Source organism: Burkholderia seminalis, assembly GCF_001718535.1.
GTDB lineage: Bacteria > Pseudomonadota > Gammaproteobacteria > Burkholderiales > Burkholderiaceae > Burkholderia > Burkholderia seminalis.
Genome location: NZ_CP013398.1, coordinates 1,883,276 through 1,902,537, shown reverse-complemented (window position 1 = coordinate 1,902,537; position 19,262 = coordinate 1,883,276). Strand labels below are relative to the sequence as shown.

Sequence of the window (19,262 nt, the reverse complement as noted above, 5' to 3'; positions counted from 1 at the left end):
CTTGTTAGTTAGTAAACCGAATGAAATGAACGAGACGCGTGCGCGCGGGCCGCGACTGTGCCGCGCCGCGCCGCGCACGGCCCGCCCGCGGCTGCCGTGCACGGGCCGGTATCGCGCCGGGCCGTGCGCATCGTGGCTTCGGTCAACGATCGCCGACATCAAACCGATTTCGACTGCGAGGCTCCGTCCTTCCATGGTTGTGCCCCCTGATGAGTCGGTGCTCGTCGCCGTGTCGCTCGGCAACAAGATCCGGGCGCTGCGCCAGCGCCTGAAACTCACGCTCGACGAAACGGCCGGCATCGCCGGTATCTCGAAGCCGTTCCTGTCGCAGGTCGAGCGCGGGCGGGCCACGCCGTCGATCACATCGCTGGTCCGGATCGCGAAAGCGCTGGGCGTGACGATGCAGTACTTCATCGACACGCCGACGGAAGCGCGTTCGGTGTGTCGCGGCAACGCGCTGCGGTATTTCCAGTTCGCGAACTCGGCGAGCCTGTTCGCGCGGCTGACGAATCCGGCCGACGACCGCAAGCTCGACGCGATCCTCGTCAGGATGCCGGCGGGGCAGCAGCCGTCCGAGATGACCACGCATGCGGGCGAGGAGTTCGTCTATGTGATGCGCGGGCAGGTCGCGCTGACCCTCGAGGACTGCACGTTCACGCTGAACGAGGGCGATACCGCGCATTACGAGTCGACGATGCCGCATGCGTGGCACAACACGGCCGACGAGGAAGCCGTGATCGTCTGGGTCGGCACGCCGAGGCTGTTCTAGCGGCGCCGGCCACGCTTCGGGCCGCGACGAAGGAGAAGTACCCGATCGAAGGAGGGGCGCGCGTCACGATGCGCCATCCGTCGAACCGGGAGGAAGCGGGCGGTGCGCTCAATGTAGGTAATTAGTATGGCGAATCAAAAGAAAAAACGGTCGTGCTGAATGGTGCGGGTGCCCCGAGGCCGATCCGTTCGAGTCATGGCAGTCGAAACAGTGGCAATCGCGGGTTCCGGTACACGGGCACCCAGGACGCGCAAGGAATTCACAAGGTTCCGGCGCACGGCAGGTGGGGTCTTACTACGAGCGAGAGGAAACAAGATGAAGCAGAGAGTGTTGGCGTTGGCCATCAAGAGGATAGTCTGGGCGGAACTCGCGTTGACGGCCGCACTGGCGCCGTCGGCGTTCGCCCAGAGCCAGCCGGCGCCGGGCGCCGTCGCCATCGCGGATGCGGTCGCGAACGGCGCACCCGTGACCGTCGCGCAGGCGGGCGGCATCGCCGGTACCGCCGCTGCGGGGGCCGCGGCCCCCGATGTGGCGTCCGGTGCGGCAGCCGAGGCAACGCCTGCGGCACCCGCCGAGAACGGGCAGGGCAAGGTCGCGCAGATCAAGCGGTTCGAGGTGACCGGCTCGCTGATCCGGCAATCCGACAAGACGGGCTTCCAGCAGGTGCAGACGATCACGCCGAAGGAAATCCAGGCCAGCGGCGCGGTGACGGTGACCGACTTCCTGCGCAATGCGACGGCCAACTCGGCGAACAGCTGGGGCGAAGGGCAATCGGGCAACTTCGCGGCCGGCGCGGCCGGCATCGCGCTGCGCGGCCTGTCGGAGAAATACACGCTCGTGCTGGTCGACGGCCAGCGCGTGGCGCCGTATGCGTTCTTCTCGAACAGCGTCGATTCGTTCTTCGACCTCAACACGTTGCCGCTCAACGACATCGAGCGCATCGAAATCGTGAAGACGGGCGCGGTGTCGCAATACGGGTCGGACGCGATCGGCGGCGTCGTCAACATCATCACGAAGCACAATTTCCGCGGGCTGCAACTCGACGGCAGCATCGGCAGCGCGATCAATGCCGGCAACGGCGACGGCACGACGAAATTCGGCGTGCTCGGCGGCTTCGGCGACCTGAACGCCGACCGCTTCAACGTGACGGCGGCACTCAGCTATTACAAGTCGAACGGCTTCACGCTGGCCGATCGCGATTCGACGCGCAACCAGGACTTCACGGGCAAGCCGGGCGGTTTTTCGCTGCTCGCGCCGTCCTACTGGAACATGCCCGACGGCAGTGCGCAGGCGCTGAACGGCTGCCCGTCCGGCGGGGCGGTTCGCCCGGCCGCGCCGAACTCGCTGTCGGCCGGCCTGCCGGGCACGATCTGCGCGTTCAACACGGCGGAAAGCACGTCGATCCTGCCGATGACCGAACGCCTGAACGCGAAGCTGCACGGCGACTTCAAGATCAACGACACGACGACGGCGTTCGCGGACTTCCTGGAAAGCTACAACACGACCACGACCAATGACGGCCTGTGGAACAACGTGATCGGCAACCCGCAGAACCCGGCGCTCGTCTGGAATCCGCAGACGCAGTTGCTGTCGCCGTTCAACACGGTCGTGCCGGTGACCAACCCGTACAACACGACGGGCGCGGCGACGCCGTTGACCTACGCGTTCCCGAACACGGTCGCGCAGAAGACCTGGGCGAACTACTGGCGCGCGGCGGCCGGCATCAAGGGTTCCTTTACGCTGCCGTACGGCGACTGGGACTGGGCGACGTCGGTCAGCCATTCGCAGAGCACGGTGTCGAACGTGTTCACGAACCAGCTGAACGTCAACGCGCTGAACAACATTTACCAGAACGGCACGCTGAACTTCGCGAACCCGGCCGCGACGCCGAACGCGTTCAACGGGCTGTACCAGGAAGCGAACAACCTCGGCATCTCGAAGCTCGACACGATCGATGCGACGCTGTCGACGCCGAACCTGTTCCATCTGCCGACCGGCGACGTCGGCATCGGTTTCGGCGCACAGTTCACGCACCAGAGCGAAACGCTGACGCCGGGCTCGGAGTACCTGTCCGGCGCGGTGATCTCGCCGGACCTGGAGACGGTGAACGGTGCGCGCAACGTCGCGGCCGTCTATTACCAGATCAACGTGCCGATCCTGGAGAACCTGACGTTCAGCCAGGCGGGCCGCTACGACCACTACACGGACGTGGGCGGCGCCTTCTCGCCGCGCTTTGCGTTGCGCTACCAGCCGATCAAGGCGCTGACGCTGTATACGTCGTACAACCGCGGGTTCCGTGCGCCGACCTTCGTCGAGGACAGCAAGTCGCAGACGCTCGGCATCCAGGTCGATCCGGCCACCGGGCAGAACTACACGTCGATCACGGTCGGCAACCCGAACCTCGCGCCGGAGCGCACGCGCAACTTCAACATCGGCTTCCAGGTCTCGCCGGCCCGCTACACGGACATCGGCTTCGACTGGTACAAGATCCGCATCGACAACGTGATCGGCCAGGGCAAGCCGTCGCAGGTCGTGACCGACCCGACGACCGGCCAGCTGCTGTACAAGGTCATTCCGTACCAGAACCTCGGCTACCTCGACACGAACGGCTTCGAAGGCACGTTCCGCCAGGGGCTGCCGCTCAAGGGCTGGGGCATGCTCACGCTGTCGGGCGACTGGGCGTACATCAACAGCTACAAGATCGGCTTCCCGGGCGGCGCACCGGTGAACGGCGCGGGCAACAACTTCACGATCACGCAGCCGTTCGGCGGCAGCTTCCCGCGCTGGCGCGGCAACACGACGCTGGACTGGAACTATCGCAAGTTCGATGCGGCGCTGACGTGGCAGTTCACGGGCCCGTACGCGCAGAACCTGATGGCGGAGCCGCCGAAAGTCGGTTCGTACAGCCAGTTCAACCTGATGCTGACGTACACGGGCTTCAAGAACTGGACGATCTACGGCGGCATCGACAACATCTTCAACCGCACGCCGCCGTACGATCCGATCTTCGCGAACGGCACGCTGAGCCAGAGCGGGTACGACACGTCGGTGTACTCGTACATCGGCCGGTTCGCGCAGGTCGGCGCGACGTACAAGTTCTGATGGAGGCGGCGATGGATTGACAGGCTTGGACGGGCCGCTCCACGTCCACACCTCCCCTTTGTTTGGAGCGGCCCTTTTTCGCCTGGCGCCACGCGGGCCCGCAATCGCGGCACGCGACGGCGCGGCGTTTCGATCTTGCACCATGAACCACCAGCGGGACGCGGCCGGCACGCGGCGTCCGGCACAGGCATCGACCGTGCGAAGGCTTCGCGCCCGCACGCTTCCGGACAGACTGACCATGAGACTGTTGAAATGGCGAGGGGCACGCGTGTCGCACCGCACGCGTCCGATGCGCGCGCAGGCGCGAATGCGCCGCGGCGTGCGTGCCGCGTTGTTCGCCTGCGCGGTGCTGCTCGTGTCGAGCGGTGCGCTGCCGCGGGACGCGCTCGCGGTGCCGGCGATCTCGCAATACGATCAGCCGAAATATCCGCCGGACTTCACGCATTTCGACTACGCGGATGTAAACGCGCCCGACACCGGCACGCTCGATTTCGAAAACTACGACGAAGCGCAGAGCTACGACTCGCTGAACCCGTTCCTCGTGCGCGGTTCGCCCGCACCCGACATCAAGAACCTGATGTTCGACACGCTGATGCAGCGCAGCTGGGACGAACTCGCGTCCGAATACGCGCTGATCGCCGACGACGTCGAGGTTGCGCCGGACCGGCTGTCGGCGACGTTCCACCTCAACCCGGCCGCGCGATTCTCGAACGGCGACGCGATCACCGCGGCCGACGTCAAGTACTCGTTCGACACGCTGACGAGCCCGCAGGCGTCGCCGCTCTACAACGCGCAGTTCTCGATCATCAAGCGCGCGGTGGTGGTCGACGGCCACACGATCCGCTTCGAGTTCAAGCATGCGGAGCGCGACGCGGCGCTGATCGCGGGCGACCTGCCGGTGTTCTCGCCGAAATGGGGGCAACGCGCGGACGGCACGCGGCCGCCGTTCGACCAGATCGCGAACGTGCCGCCGATCGCAAGCGGCGCGTACCTGATCGAGCAGCGCAGGAACGACAAGCAGATCCGCTACGTGCGCAACCCGCGCTACTGGGCGGCGAACCTGCCGTCGCGGCGCGGGATGTTCCGCTTCGCCCACGTGACGTTCAAGCTTTACCTGGACCAGTACACGTCGCTCGAAGCGTTCAAGGCCGGCGACATCGATGCGCGCATGGAGTACAGCTCGACGCAGTGGGCACGCAAGTACGTCGGCAAGAATTTCCGTAACGGGATGCTGAGGAAGGGCGAGTTCCCGGACGGCCCCGCGCAGATGCAGGGCTTCCTGATGAACCTGCGCAAGCCGATGTTCCAGGACGTGCGCGTGCGGCATGCGCTCGCGCTGGCGTTCGACTTCGACTGGATGAGCCGGATGATGTTCTACGGACAGTACCGCCGTACCAACAGCTTCTGGGAGGCGAGCCCGTTCGCGGCGTCCGGCATGCCGAGCGCGAAGGAACTCGCGCTGCTCGAGCCGTACCGGTCGACGTTGCCGCCGGCCGTATTCGGCCCGATGATCGCGCAGCCGTCGACGCTGCCGCCCGGCTCGCTGCGCGCGAACCTGAAGCAGGCGCGCGACCTGCTCGAGCAGGCCGGCTGGCACTACCGGGACGGCGCGCTGCGGGATGCGAACGGCACGCCGATGACGATCGAGATCATCGACGACCAGCCCGGCATGGACCGCCTGATCCTGCCGTACACGCAGGCGCTCGCGACGCTCGGCATCCACGCGTACCTGCACGAGATCGACAGCGCCGTCTACCTGAAGCGGCTCGACAATTTCGAGTACGACATGACGACGTACATCTACCTGCCCGTGACGATCCCGGGCGCGGAGCTGACGCGCCGGTTCGGCAGCGCGGCCGCGTCGCAGCCGGGCTCCGAGAACTATCCGGGCGTGAAGTCGAAGGCCGTCGATGCGCTGATCCGCGCGGCGCTCGCGGCCGACACGCTCGACGATCTCGAGACGGCCACGCATGCGCTCGACCGCGTGCTGATCAACCTGTACGTGCTGATCCCGCAGTACTACCTGCCGAACGCGCGGATCGGGTACAAGGCGACGCTCGGTCATCCGGCGGTCGTGCCGAACTCCTATCAGTACGAGGACTGGATCATCGACTACTGGTACGTGAAGAAGCCGGCGGCACAACCCGCACCGGCGGCCTGACGGGGAACGACGATGCTGGCATACATATTCAGGCGGCTGCTGCTGATGATTCCGACGCTGGTCGGCGTCGTGACGATCACGTTCGCGGTCACGCAGTTCGTGCCGGGCGGCCCGGTCGAGCAGGTGCTCGCGCAGTTGCGGCACGGCAGCGCACGCGGGGGCGAGGCGGGCGGAGGCGGGGGCGGCTATCACGGCAGCCAGGGCGTCGACCCGCAGCAGATCGCGCAAATCCGAAAACAGTTCGGTTTCGACAGGCCGCCGCTCGAACGCTACCTGCTGATGCTCAAAAGCTATGCGACGTTCGACCTCGGCCAGTCCTACTTCGCGCACCGCAGCGTGTGGGCGGTGATCCGCTCGAAGCTGCCGGTCTCGATCACGCTCGGGCTATGGACGGTGATCCTCACGTATCTCGTGTCGGTGCCGCTCGGCATCGCGAAGGCGGTGCGCAACGGCTCGCGGTTCGACACCGTGACGAGCGTGCTGGTGCTGACCGGCTACGCGGTGCCGGGTTTCGTGCTCGGCGTGCTGCTGCTGATGCTGTTCGGCGGCGGCACGTTCTGGCAGGTGTTCCCGATGCGCGGGCTCACGTCGGACAACTTCGACGACCTGACGCTGATCGGCAAGACGCTCGACTACCTGTGGCACATCGTGATGCCCGTCACGGCGGCCGTGATCGGCAATTTCGCGATCGTCACGATCCTGACGAAGAACACGTTCCTCGAGGAAATCGGCCGGCAGTACGTGCTGACCGCGCGGGCGAAAGGGGCGCCGGAGCGCGACGTGCTGTGGAAGCACGTGCTGCGCAATGCGGCGATCCCGCTGCTCACCGGGCTGCCCGCGGCCTTCGTCGGCGCGTTCCTGAACGGCAACCTGCTGATCGAGACGTTGTTCTCGCTCGACGGAATGGGGCAGCTGTCGTACGACGCGGTGATCCGTCGCGACTATCCGGTCGTGCTCGGCTCGCTGTTCCTGTTCACCCTGATCGGTCTGCTGACCAAGCTTATCGCGGATATCTGCTATGTCCTCGTCGACCCCCGTATCCAGTTCAGCCGCCTGGACCACTGATCCCGCGTGCGCGCCGTCGCCTTCGCCGTGGCGGCGTACCTGGCAGCGCTTTCGCGCGCAGCCGCTCGGCCATGCGAGCCTCGTGATCTTCGTCGTGCTGTTCGCGCTCAGCCTGTGTGCCGATGGCCTGTCGAACGACCGGCCGCTGCTCGTGCGCTACGACGGGCACTATTATTTCCCGATCGTGAAGGACTACCCGGAGACCGAGTTCGGCGGCGACTTTCCCGCGAAGACGAACTACCTCGATCCGTACATCCGCGCGAAGCTCGAGTCGCACGGCAATTTCGCGATCTATCCGCCGAATCGCTATCGCTACGACACGATCGACTACTTCGCGTCGCGGCCGTATCCGGCGCCGCCATCGGCGAGCAACTGGCTCGGCACCGACCAGTTCGGGCGCGACGTGCTCGCGCGGCTCCTGTACGGCTTTCGGCTGTCGGTGCTGATGGCGTTCGCGCTCACCGTGTCGGGCGTGTTGGTCGGCGTGCTGACGGGGGCGCTGCAGGGCTTCTACGGCGGCCGCACCGACCTGATCGGCCAGCGCCTGATCGAGATCTGGAGCGCGCTGCCGGACCTCTACCTGCTGATCATCTTCGCATCGATCTTCACGCCGTCGCTGTGGCTGCTGTTCATCCTGCTGTCGATGTTCGGCTGGCTCGTGCTGTCCGACTACGTACGCGCCGAATTCCTGCGCAACCGCATGCTCGATTACGTGAAAGCGGCCCGCACGATGGGGCTGACGAACGCGCAGATCATGTGGCGTCACGTGCTGCCGAACAGCCTCACGCCGGTGATCACGTTCCTGCCGTTCCGGATGAGCGCCGCGATCCTGTCGCTGACGAGCCTCGACTTCCTCGGTCTCGGCGTACAGCCGCCGACGCCGAGCCTCGGCGAGCTGCTTCAGGAGGGCAAGAACAACCTCGATGCGTGGTGGATCTCGATCTCCGCATTCGCCGCGCTGGTGGTGACGCTGCTGCTGCTCACGTTCATGGGCGACGCGTTGCGCAACGCGCTCGACACGCGCGCGCGCGGCTCGGCGTTCGGCGGAGGGCGATGATGGCGAACGCGTTGCTGCAGATCGACGGGTTTTCGGCGCGCTTCGGCGCGAAGCCCGCGGTGCGGGAACTGAGCCTGTCGATCGGCCGCGGCGAGCGTGTCGCGCTCGTCGGCGAATCGGGGTCGGGCAAGAGCGTGACGGCGCTGTCGATCCTGCGGCTCGCGCAACAGGCGGCGCTGTCGGGACGGATCCTGTTCGACGGCGAGGACCTGCTTGCGAAGACCGAACAGCAGATGCGCGGGATTCGCGGCGCCGACATCGCGATGGTGTTCCAGGAGCCGATGACCGCGCTGAATCCGCTGTATACGATCGGCAAGCAGATCGCCGAGAGCCTGCGGCTGCACGAGGGGCTGCGGCCCGGCGACGCACGCGAACGCGGGATCGCGCTGCTGCGGCGCACCGGGATTCCGGAGCCGGAGCGGCGCATCGACAGTTTTCCGCATCAGCTGTCGGGCGGGCAGCGCCAGCGGGCGATGATCGCGATGGCGCTGGCCTGCCGGCCGCGGCTGCTGCTGGCGGACGAACCGACGACGGCGCTCGACGTGACGGTGCGCCAGCAGATCGTCGATCTGCTGCTCGAACTGCAGGAGCAGGAAGCCGCCGCGCGTGGCATGGCCGTGCTGCTGATCACGCACGACCTGAACCTGGTGCGGCGCTTCGCGCAGCGCGTGGCCGTGATGGAGCAGGGCGTGCTGGTGGAGACGAACACGACCGATGCGCTGTTCGCCGCGCCGCAGCATGCGTATACGCGCCGGTTGCTCGACAGCGCGCCGCAGCGGGCCGTCGAGCCCGTCGCGGCCGCGGCGCGGACGATCCTCGACGTGCGCGATCTCGCGGTCGACTACCGCATCGCGGCGAAAGGCTGGCGCGGGGCGCTCGGCAAGACGACGTTCCGCGCGGTGCACGACGTGACGCTGTCGCTGAAGCGCGGCGAAACGCTCGCGATCGTCGGCGAGTCCGGCTCGGGGAAATCGACGCTGGCGGCGACGGTGCTCGGTCTGCAGCGGCCGGCGGCCGGCGCGATCGAAATCGACGGCCTGCCGCTCGACACGCTGCGGACCAGGGGCGGCAGGCGCGCGCTGTACGGCAGGATGCAGGTGGTGTTCCAGGATCCGTTCGGCTCGCTGTCGCCGCGGATGACGGTCGAGCAGATCGTCGGCGAAGGGCTCGCGGTGCACCGGCCGCAGGTGGCCGGGGACGCGCGGCGCGCGCGGATCGCCGCGCTGCTGCAGGAAGTCGGCCTGCCGGCCGAGTCGATGCTGCGCTATCCGCACGAATTCTCCGGCGGCCAGCGGCAGCGGATCGCGATCGCGCGCGCACTGGCGGTCGAGCCGGAACTGCTGGTGCTGGACGAGCCGACCAGCGCGCTCGACGTGTCGATCCAGAAGCAGGTGCTGAATCTGCTGACGAATCTGCAAAAGAAGTACAAACTGAGCTACCTGTTCATTACGCACGATCTCGCGGTCATGCGTGCGATGGCCCACCGGGTCGTCGTGATGAAGGCGGGGCGCGTGGTCGAGGAGGGCGATACGCTCGACGTGCTGCAGGCGCCGTCCCATCCGTATACGCGCGCGCTGCTGGCGTCGTCGATGCTGGCGCCGGTGCGCGGCTCCCGAGAGAGAACCGATGATTGACGTGTACCGGGCGCAGCGCGCCCAGGCCGCCCGCGTGCCGGGCGGCCGAACGTCGGCGGTGCGCTGACGCATGTCGATGCCGTCGTTCTTCATCGATCGTCCGGTGTTTGCGTGGATCGTCGCGCTCGCGGTCGTCGTCGCGGGCGTGCTGGCGATTCCGCAGCTGCCGATCGCGCAATATCCGCGCCTTGCGCCGCCGCGCGTCGTGATCACCGCCGCGTATCCGGGCGCGTCGACCGAGACGGTCGACGGCGACGTCGGCAGCATCATCGAGGAAAGCCTCGACGGCGCCGACGGGCTCCTGTACTACGAGACGAGCAGCGACGGTCACGGCAACCTCGAGATCGACGTGACGTTTTCGCCGGGCACCGATCCCGACATCGCGCTCGTCGACGTGAACAACCGGCTGAAGCAGGTCGAGTCGCGGTTGCCGCAGCAGGTCGTCCAGCAGGGGATCGGCGTGTTCAAGGCGGCGAACACGTTCCTGATGCTCGTCACGCTGACGTCGACCGACGGCATGCGCGATTCCGCGCAGCTCGGCGATTACCTGAACCGCTACGTGCTACGCGAACTGAAGCGCGCGCCGGGCGTCGGCGCGGCGGAGCTGTGGGACGCCGACGAGGCGCTGCGGGTTTGGCTCGATCCGCACAAGCTGCGCGAATACGGCCTTGGCGCCGACGACGTGATCGCGGCGATCGGCGCGCAGAACGCGACGGTGACGGCCGGCGCGATCGGCGACGCGCCGTTTCCGGGCGGCCAGCAGCTCACCGCGCAGATCGTCGTCAAGGGGCAGCTCGCGTCGCCGGACGAGTTCGGCCGGATCGTGCTGAAGTCGAAGACGGACGGTTCGGCGGTACGCGTCGCCGACGTCGCGCGCGTCGAGATCGGCCGCGACGACTACTCGTTCTATTCGCGGCTGAACGGCCGGCCGGCCGCGACGGTCGGCATCCAGCTCGGCCCGCGCGGCAACGCGCTCGAAACGTCGAATGCGATTCGTGCGCGGCTCGCCGAGCTGTCGAGGACGTTGCCGCCGGGCGTCGCGATCGAGATCCCGTTCGACGGCGCGCATTTCGTGACGATCGCGATCCGCGAGGTCGTGCTGACGCTGCTCGAGGCGGTCGTGCTGGTGTTCTGCGTGATGTGGCTGTTCCTGCGCGACCTGCGCTACACGCTGGTGCCGACCGTCGTGATTCCGGTCACGCTGATGGGCGCGTTCGTCGCCATGTGGGCGTTCGGGCTGTCGATCAACGTGTTCACGATGTTCGGTCTCGTGCTGGCGATCGGCATCCTCGTCGATGACGCGATCGTCGTCGTCGAGAGCGTGCACCGCGTGATGGAGGAGGGCGTGTCGCCGCGCGATGCCACGCGGCGCGCCATGAAGCGGATCGGCGGGGCGATCGTCGGCGTGACGGCGGTGCTGACCGCCGTGTTCGTGCCGATGGCGTTCTTTTCCGGGACCGTCGGCGGTATCTACCGGCAGTTCGCGGTGGCGATGATCGCGTCGATGCTGGTGTCGTCGTTCATGGCGCTGTCGCTCACGCCCGCGCTGTGCGCGAACCTGCTGAAGCCGGTCGCGCGGCACGACGGCAGGGCCGCCGATGCGCGGCGCCGCGGCATCGGCGCACGGCTGGCCGACCGGTTCGGGGCGGGTTTCGCGCGCGTCGAGGCCGGGTATCGCCGCGTCGCCGTGCTCGCGGTGCGGCGCACCGGCGTCGTCGTCGCGGTCTACGCGGCGCTCGTGATCGCATGCGCGCTGCTGTACTGGATGATGCCGGGCGGTTTCCTGCCGACCGAGGACCAGGGGCAGCTGCAGGTGATGATCCAGTTGCCGGCTGGCGCGACGCAGGCGCGCACGCTCGGGGTCGTCGAGCGTGTCGAGGCGATCTTGCGCGCGGAGCCGGCGATCGCGAACGTGACGAGCGTGGTCGGCTGGAGTTTCGCGGGCAGCGGGCAGAACGTCGGGATGGCGTTCGTCGAGTTGAAGGACTGGGCACGGCGCGACGTCGACGCGATGACGTTGCGCGACCGGCTCAACGGGCGTTTCGGCGAGATTCTCGACGGCGACGTCGAGGCGTCGCTGCCGCCTTCGGTGCGCGGCATCGGGCATGCCGACGGCTTCACGTTCCGGCTCGAGGATCGCGGCGGGGTCGGGCTCGATGCGTTGAAGGCGGCTCGCGAGCAACTGTCCGAACACGCGAAGGCCGATCCGCTGCTGGCTGCCGTGCATTTCGAAGACCTGCCGGACGCGCCGCGCATCGAGCTCGACGTCGATCGCGCGAAGGCGTATGCGCTCGGCGTACCGTTCGAGCGGATCGCGGGGCTCCTGGGCGGCACGTTCGGCTCGAACTACATCAACGATTTTCCGGCGTCGGGCCGGATGCGCCGGGTGATCATCGAGGCCGAGCCGGGCGCCCGCGCGACCGACACGCAACTGATGGCGCTGACCGTGCCGAACCGCACCGGCGACATGGTGCCGCTGTCGGCGATCGCCGCGCCGCACTGGACGATCGGCCCGGTGATGCTGAACCGTTACAACGGCTATCCGTCGCTCGACATCAGCGGCCGGGCGGCGGCCGGCACGAGTTCGGGCGCGGCGATGGCGGAGATGGAGCGGCTCGCCGGCGCGTTGCCGGCCGGAATCGGCTTCGACTGGGTCGATGCGGCGCGCGAGGAACAGGCTGCCGCGCGGCAGACGCCGCTGCTCGTCGGGCTGTCGGTGCTCGCGGTCTTCATGGCGCTCGCCGCGCTGTACGAAAGCTGGACGATTCCGCTGTCCGTGCTGACGATCGTGCCGCTCGGCGTGATCGGCGCGATCGCGGCGGCGTTCGCGCGCGGCATGCCGAACGACGTGTATTTCAAGGTCGGCATGATCACGGTGGTTGGGCTGGCGGCGAAGAACGCGATCCTGATCGTGCAGTACGCACGTGACCTGGCCGCGCGCGGCGTGCCGCTGCGGCAGGCGGTGATCGACGCGGCCGCCGCGCGGTTCAGGCCGATCGTGATGACGTCGATGGCGTTCCTGCTCGGCGTCGTGCCGCTCGTGCTGGCGACGGGCGCGGGCGCCGAAAGCCGGCGGTCGATCGGTACGGGCGCGTTTGGAGGCGTGTTGGCGGCGACGCTGTTCGGGCTCGTGTTTGCGCCGGTCGCGTTTCGTCTGGTGGTGTCCGCCGGCCGGCGTGGCCGGCAGGCTGTCGGGACGCCGCGCGACGCGCGGCGGGCGGAAACGATCGGGGATCTGGAGGTGGATTGAGGATGGGAAGCGGGTCGTTTTCGGTCGGGTCAGCGGTTGGATGGTGCCAATCCAGACGGAAATATCGCATTTGACATAATCATAATTATCGACAGTTTGGATTGTAGTGGCTAGATTGAAATGTCCGCTTTTGGCTACATAGAAATGCCCGCTTTCGTGCCGCGTAAGCTGTCCGGCCGTGCGGCGGAACGGCTGGAATTGACGACACGACAGACTCGCCGGCTGGTCGCCCGGCTATGAGAACACGGGCCTCGTGATCGATCGCGATCACACGCGGTTTTTTTGCTCGGCGAGACGAGCAAGTACGACGACCGCGAGATGGCCTTGTGCAGCAGCGCCTGCGCTTCGAGACGTTCGCCGTGAAGGAGGCGCCGCGTGCAACGGAAAACGAGACCCCCGATCCGCGCGCGCTTCGGCGTGCTGACCGGCAAGAACGGCCGCGGTGCGTCGACGACGCGCGAAGTCGAAGTGGCGATGTTGTCGTTGAGCAGGTTCTCGTCGCGCGCGATCGGCGAGCAATTGTCGATCTCGTTCGAGACCGTGCGCGCGCATAAAAAGCATCGCTACGCAAAGCTCGGTGTCGGGTCGCAATCCGCGCTCCTTGCGTTGTTCGACGATCCGGCAAGAGCGGGTGAATCCGCATGATTCACCGCGTGTCGTGACGGCTCGGAAGCCTGCAAGCGCCCTCCTTCAAGCTCCCCAACGGGTATCCAGGTCGAGCCGCAGATCCGTCACGAATGCGCGCCCCGGCTGGCGTGACAGCGTGAAGCCGACGGAACGCGCAAGGCCTTTCATCGCACTGTTCTCGGTCAGCATCGTGCCGACCATCTGCCGCATGCCCGAGCGCCGCGCCAGATCGATCAGGCTCGACAGCAGCACACGGCCGAGCCCTTGCCGCTGCCATACGTCGTCGATCACGATCGCGCATTCGACGACCTCGGTTGCTTCGTCGTCCGTCGCATAACGCGCAACGCCGATCAACCGCTCGCGGCCGCCGGCGCGGATCGTCGCAATCACCGCGCCTTCCCGCCGGCGATCGATGCGGGTCCATCGGATCAACTCGTCTTCGGTCGGCTTGCGCGCGGACATCAACCGCATGTAGCGGCTGCGGCTCGACAGACGGTCGACCAGCTCGCGTTCGATGTCGAGATCGCCGGGCTCGATCGCGCGCAGGAGGATCGGCGTTCCGTCCTTCGCGCCCCAGATGCGCCGAATGCCGAGCGCCGGCGCGTCCTGCCCGGCCCTGACGCAGGCCGCCTGTTCGGGCGCCATCGTATCCATCATGCCCTCCGCCTTTTCCCGCGGGTCGGGCGTGTCGCGACCGGATCGCCGCGTACCCTGCCCTGACCTTGTGCATCGATTATCGGAACGGCCGCCCGCCCGATCGATGCCTGGCGGAAGACTTCACAGTTGGCCGCGCGGAAACAATGGGCCGGCAACGCGAAACCGGCGCGCCATGTGCCGGGTGTCATCGCCGTCACTGGCGCGGCAACTACCACTACTGCCAGTACCTCCGCTGTCCGTGCCCCCTTAACCTTGTCGGCATCGCTGGCGCGCCGTCGCAGGCCGCGCCGCTTCGACCGGAGACACGACAGATGCCATTTGACTGGACGCAGGAACAGCACGCGACGCTGGCGCGCTTTCGCGACATCGGCGCGGAGATCGCCGCGGCCGCGGCGCACGACGGCCGCGCGCCCGCGGGATTCGACGAAGCCGGCTGGGCGCGGCTCGGGCACGAAGGACTGTGGGACATGATCGTGCCGGAGACGTACGGCGGCGACGGTCACGGCTGGTGGCATTTTTCCGCGGCGCTCGAAGGGCTTGCATCGTCGATCCGCCGCCCGGCGCTGCTGCTGTCGGTGATCGCGCAGGCCGGCATGGTGCGCGCACTCGAGCGATACGGCACGGCGACGCAGCAGGACCGCTATTTCGGCGCGATCCTGCGCGGCGAACTGAGTGCGACCGCGATCGCCGAACCGGGCACCGGCACCGACGTGCGCAGCATCGCGACGACGCTCGCCGAGCACGGCGACGGCTACCGCCTGACCGGCAGCAAATTCAATATCGCGCACGCGCCGCTCGCGCGTTTCATCCTCGTCGTCACGCGCATCGAAACGCCGGGCCGGCGCAACACCGCGCTCGCGATCGTCGATCGCGACCAGCCGGGCATGACGGTGGCCGCGCCCGACCGCAAGCTCGGCCTCGACGACCTGCCCACCGGCGCGCTGCATTTCGACGATTGCCCGATCACGCGCGGCCAGCTGCTCGGCGAACCGGGCGCGGGGCTCGGCAACCTGATCGACATCATCTCGCTCGGCCGGCTCTACTACGGCCTCGTCGCCGCCCAGGTGACGGCGCCGTACCTGCGCGATGCGATCGGCTACTGCCGCGAACGACGCAGCTTCGACAGCACGATCGATGCACACCAGTACGTGCAGCGCCGCCTCGTCGACCTGCAGATCGGCATCGAGCGCGGCACGTGGCTCGCGCGCGGCGCACTCGCGCAGTTGCTGACGGATCACCCGCAGGCGCTGATGACCTGCTCGATCGCGAAGCTGGTCGGCGCGCAGGATCTCGTCGACAGCGCGCTCGGCCTCGTGCGGCTGTACGGCAGCCTCGGCTACCAGGCCGGGCCGGTGGCCGCGTTCGCGTCGGACGCGCTGGGCTTCATGAGCGTCGGCGGTACCGAGGAAATGCATCGCAAGAACATCTTCAACCAGATGATGCGCGCCGGCTGACGGCCCGCGCCATCGCCCCGCGTACCACGCGACCTACAGGAAACCACGCATGACACCGACGAACCGACGCCCTTCCCGCCTGCGCCGCTCCTGGCTCTTTCTCGCCGGCGCCGATCACGATGCGCTCGTTGACGGCACCGCGAGCGGTGCGGACGTGCTGATCCAGGAACTCGAAACCTTTACGCCGCCCGACCGGCGCCCGGCCGCGCGCGAACTGAGCGAGCGCGTGCTCGCGGGCTGGCGCGATGCCGGCGCGCTGGCGTCCGTGCGCGTGAACCCGCTCGATGCGGGCGGCATCGACGACCTGCGCGCCGCGATGCGCGGCCGTCCGGACATCGTGATGATGTCGTACGTCGCGACGCCCGAGCAGGTCGTCGCGCTCGACGACGCCGTCACGCGCTTTGAACGCGAATACGACATCGCACCCGGTTCGACCGAGCTGGTGCCGAACGTCGAGACGACGCTCGGCCTCGTGAACACGATGGCGATCGCACGGTCGAGCCCGCGCGTGTCGGCGGTGCTCGTCGCGACCGAGGACATGGTGGCCGACATGGGGGCCGAGCGCACGCGTGCGGGCCGCGAGCTCGACTACGTGCGCTCGCGTTTTCGCGTCGAATGCGCGGCCGTCGGCGTCACCGCGATCGATTGTCCGTACAGCTATGCCGACAACGAAGGCGCGGAACTCGACATGCGCGTGTCGCGCGGCCTCGGGTACCAGGCGAAAGCGATCGTCAACGCGCAGTTCGTGCCGGTCGTCAATCGCGTGCTGACGCCGACGGCCGACGAAGTCGCCCTCGCCCGCCGCGTGATCGACGCGTTCGACACCGCGCGGCGCGCGTCCGGCGGCCGGCGCGTGGCGGCCGCCGTCGTCGACGGTTTCCTCGCGGAAGTCCCCGACTATCTCGCCGCGCATCGGCTGATCGCCCGCGCGACGCAATTCGGCATCGCATGAGTGTCGCCATGGATACGATCGCAACGCGCCTGAAGGCGCTGAAAACCCTCGCGCATGCCGCGCCGCACGTACCGCCCGAAAACTGGGCGGACACGCCGCACGCGCAGTTCGAACGCTGGCTCGACGAAGCCGTGGCCGCCGGCGCACTGGAGCCGCAGGTGATGACGCTGTCGACGGTCCACCCGGACGGACGGCCCGATGCACGCTCCGTCGTGCTGCTGAACGTCGACGCGCGCGGCTGGCATTTCGCGGCGAATGCGCGCAGCCCCAAGGGGCGCCAGCTCGCGAACCGGCCGTACGCGGCGATGACGTTCTACTGGCCCGCGATCGCGAGCCAGATCCGGCTGAGCGGCCCGGTCGAGCGGCTGCCGGCCGCCGAAGGCCGCGCCGATTTCGCGGGCCGCCCCGAACGATCGCGCGCGAGCATCCTGGCCGGACGGCAAAGCGAACGGCTCGACGATCCGGACGACCTGACGCGCGCGATCGACGCGCAGCTCGAGCGGCTGGCCGCCGATCCGGCGCTCGTGTCGGACGACTGGCACCTGTACACGCTGGCGCCCGACGAAGCCGAATTCTGGCGGGCCGACAGTGCGCGCCGCTTCGCGCGGCAGGCTTACCGGCGTGCCGGCCAGCATTGGGAGCGGTGCGCGCTATGGCCGTGAAGTCCGTCGAACCGCCGTCGCCGCCGCGCGACGGCCCGCATGACCGCCTGCAAGACGACACGCGGCTCGCGCACGCGGGCCGCGACAGCGCCGCATGGCACGGTTTCGTCAACCCGCCCGTCTACCATGCGTCGACCGTGCTCAGCCCGACGGTGTCGGATTTGCTGAACCGCACGCAGCCGTATATCTACGGCCGCCGCGGCACGCCGACGACGGATGCGCTCGAACGCGCGGTGACGAGCCTCGAAGGCGGCGCCGGTACGGTGCTGTGCCCGTCGGGCCTGTCCGCGTGCACGCTCGCGCTGCTGTCGTGCCTGAAACCCGGCGATCACCTGCTGATGACCGCATCGGTCTACGGCCCGGTGCGTCATGCGTGCGAAGGCGTACTCGCGCGACTCGGCGTCGAGACGACGTGGTACGACGGCAGCACGCCGGTCGCGGCCGCGTTCCGGTCGAACACGCGTGCGTTGTACGTCGAGGTGCCCGGCTCCTACACGTTCGACATGCACGACGTCCCCGCACTCGTGCGGCTCGCCCATGCGCACGGCGCACGGGTCATCGCGGACAACAGCTGGGCCACGCCGCTCTTCTTGCAGCCGCATGCGCTCGGTATCGACCTGTCGATCCAGGCGGGCACCAAATATCTGGTCGGGCACTCGGACGCCATGCTCGGCACGGTGTCGGCCAACGAACGCGCATGGCCGGCGTTGAAGCAACTGCATGGCGATCTCGGCCTGTGCGCCGGCCCCGACGACGTGTATCTCGCGCTGCGCGGACTGCGCACGCTCGGCGTGCGGCTGCGGCAGCATCAGCGCAACGCGCTCGCGGTCGCGACCTGGCTCTCGACGCGCGCCGAGGTGCAGCGCGTGCTGTATCCGGCGCTGCCCGGCGACGACGGGCACGCACTGTGGCGACGCGATTTCCGTGGCGCGTCCGGGTTGTTCTCGGTCGTGCTGCAACCGGCGCCGCCGCACGCGATCGACGCGTTTCTCGACCACCTGGCGCTGTTCGGGCTCGGCTATTCGTGGGGCGGCTACGAGAGCCTCGCGCTCCCGTTCGAACTGGACGCGCACGGCCTCGCGCAACGCTGGCCGCTCGGCAGCCGCGGCGTGCGCCTGCACATCGGACTCGAGGATCCGGACGACCTGATCGCAGATCTTGCCGCCGGTCTCGACCGCTATGCGGCATGCGCGCGATCCGCTGCCCGCGAGGATGCCGCGCGATGCTGACCGTCTGGGGGCGCCGCACGTCGTTCAACGTGCAGAAGGTACTGTGGCTCATCGGCGAGCTGGGCCTGCCGTATCGGCATATCGCGGCCGGCGGCGAACACGGCACGCTGCAGACGCCCGCGTTCGCGGCGCTGAATCCGACCTGCCGGATCCCGGTGATCGACTGGGACGGCGACGTCGTGTGGGAGTCGCACACGATCCTGCGCTATCTCGCCGCGCGCGTGCCGAACAATCCGTTCTGGTGCCGCGACACGTACGCGCGTTCGCGCGCGGAGCGCTGGATGGACTGGTCGCAGACCGCGCTCGAACCCGACGTGATGACCGGGCTGTTCTGGGCACTCGTGCGAACGCCGCCGGAGCGGCGCGACGACGCGATCGTGCTCGACAAGGCCGCGCGCAGCGCGACGCATTACCGGCTGCTCGACCGGCTGCTGTCGACCCAGCCGTTTCTCGGCGGTGCGACGCCGGGCCTGGCCGACATTCCGGCCGGCGCGACGCTGTTCCGCTACTTCTCGCTCGACGTCGAGCGGCCGCCGTTGCCGCACGTCGAGGCCTGGTACGCCCGCCTGTGCCGACGGCCCGCCTACCGCGAACAGGTGATGGTGTCGTTCGACGCGCTGCGCGGCCAGCCGGGCTGACCTTC

General features: G+C 68.1%; 13 protein-coding genes and 1 pseudogene. 13 read left to right on the top strand and 1 reads right to left on the bottom strand.

Translation table 11 applies throughout. The annotated features are described in order from the left end of the window. The first annotated feature begins 193 nt into the window (after positions 1 to 193). The 8 genes and pseudogenes from WJ12_RS08600 to WJ12_RS08565 all read left to right on the top strand — a co-directional run. A complete protein-coding gene (locus tag WJ12_RS08600; RefSeq protein ID WP_034186844.1) occupies positions 194 to 769 on the top strand; it encodes a helix-turn-helix domain-containing protein in 576 nt (191 codons plus the stop codon). Positions 770 to 1,084: 315 nt separating this feature from the next. Further along, positions 1,085 to 3,871: a TonB-dependent receptor gene (locus tag WJ12_RS08595; protein ID WP_059557639.1), complete on the top strand. Its 2,787-nt coding sequence runs from the start codon at positions 1,085 to 1,087 to the stop codon at positions 3,869 to 3,871. Between the two features lie 238 nt (positions 3,872 to 4,109). Continuing rightward, the gene (locus tag WJ12_RS08590) at positions 4,110 to 6,032 is read left to right on the top strand and encodes an extracellular solute-binding protein (protein ID WP_082744686.1); all 1,923 of its coding nucleotides are present in this window, start codon (positions 4,110 to 4,112) and stop codon (positions 6,030 to 6,032) included. A 12-nt stretch (positions 6,033 to 6,044) separates the two neighbouring features. Further along, complete coding sequence (locus tag WJ12_RS08585) at positions 6,045 to 7,097, top strand: microcin C ABC transporter permease YejB (RefSeq protein WP_034186847.1); 1,053 nt, start codon at positions 6,045 to 6,047, stop codon at positions 7,095 to 7,097. Then, the gene (locus WJ12_RS08580; protein WP_059557640.1) at positions 7,051 to 8,154 is read left to right on the top strand and encodes an ABC transporter permease; all 1,104 of its coding nucleotides are present in this window, start codon (positions 7,051 to 7,053) and stop codon (positions 8,152 to 8,154) included. The genes WJ12_RS08585 and WJ12_RS08580 overlap by 47 nt, the downstream gene beginning before the upstream one ends. Beyond that, the gene (locus WJ12_RS08575; RefSeq protein WP_069245628.1) at positions 8,154 to 9,788 is read left to right on the top strand and encodes an ABC transporter ATP-binding protein; all 1,635 of its coding nucleotides are present in this window, start codon (positions 8,154 to 8,156) and stop codon (positions 9,786 to 9,788) included. Before WJ12_RS08580 ends, WJ12_RS08575 begins: the two co-directional genes overlap by 1 nt. A gap of 76 nt (positions 9,789 to 9,864) precedes the next feature. Then, positions 9,865 to 13,038, top strand: a complete 3,174-nt coding sequence (locus WJ12_RS08570; protein WP_059557849.1) for a multidrug efflux RND transporter permease subunit — start codon at positions 9,865 to 9,867, stop codon at positions 13,036 to 13,038. A 250-nt stretch (positions 13,039 to 13,288) separates the two neighbouring features. Further along, positions 13,289 to 13,683: pseudogene (locus tag WJ12_RS08565) on the top strand (LuxR C-terminal-related transcriptional regulator); the annotation flags it as partial. A gap of 45 nt (positions 13,684 to 13,728) precedes the next feature. Here WJ12_RS08565 and WJ12_RS08560 read toward each other — a convergent pair. Beyond that, the gene (locus tag WJ12_RS08560) at positions 13,729 to 14,322 is read right to left on the bottom strand and encodes a GNAT family N-acetyltransferase (protein ID WP_059557643.1); all 594 of its coding nucleotides are present in this window, start codon (positions 14,320 to 14,322) and stop codon (positions 13,729 to 13,731) included. A gap of 311 nt (positions 14,323 to 14,633) precedes the next feature. On the opposite strand from WJ12_RS08560, the gene WJ12_RS08555 reads away from it, so the two are divergent. From WJ12_RS08555 to WJ12_RS08535, 5 genes are read left to right on the top strand one after another with little or no spacing between them, the layout of a single operon-like run. After that, on the top strand, positions 14,634 to 15,776 hold the full coding sequence (locus WJ12_RS08555; RefSeq protein WP_059557645.1) for an acyl-CoA dehydrogenase family protein: 1,143 nt from the start codon (positions 14,634 to 14,636) through the stop codon (positions 15,774 to 15,776). Positions 15,777 to 15,825: 49 nt separating this feature from the next. Continuing rightward, the gene (locus tag WJ12_RS08550) at positions 15,826 to 16,728 is read left to right on the top strand and encodes an HpcH/HpaI aldolase/citrate lyase family protein (protein WP_034186854.1); all 903 of its coding nucleotides are present in this window, start codon (positions 15,826 to 15,828) and stop codon (positions 16,726 to 16,728) included. Positions 16,729 to 16,736: 8 nt separating this feature from the next. Beyond that, positions 16,737 to 17,390, top strand: coding sequence for a pyridoxine/pyridoxamine 5'-phosphate oxidase (locus WJ12_RS08545; protein WP_059557646.1), 654 nt, complete (start codon positions 16,737 to 16,739; stop codon positions 17,388 to 17,390). Beyond that, positions 17,381 to 18,619, top strand: coding sequence for a cystathionine beta-lyase (metC, locus tag WJ12_RS08540; protein WP_059557648.1), 1,239 nt, complete (start codon positions 17,381 to 17,383; stop codon positions 18,617 to 18,619). The genes WJ12_RS08545 and metC overlap by 10 nt, the downstream gene beginning before the upstream one ends. Next, positions 18,613 to 19,257, top strand: a complete 645-nt coding sequence (locus tag WJ12_RS08535) for a glutathione S-transferase family protein (RefSeq protein ID WP_034187012.1) — start codon at positions 18,613 to 18,615, stop codon at positions 19,255 to 19,257. The genes metC and WJ12_RS08535 overlap by 7 nt, the downstream gene beginning before the upstream one ends. The last annotated feature ends 5 nt before the right edge of the window (positions 19,258 to 19,262 follow it).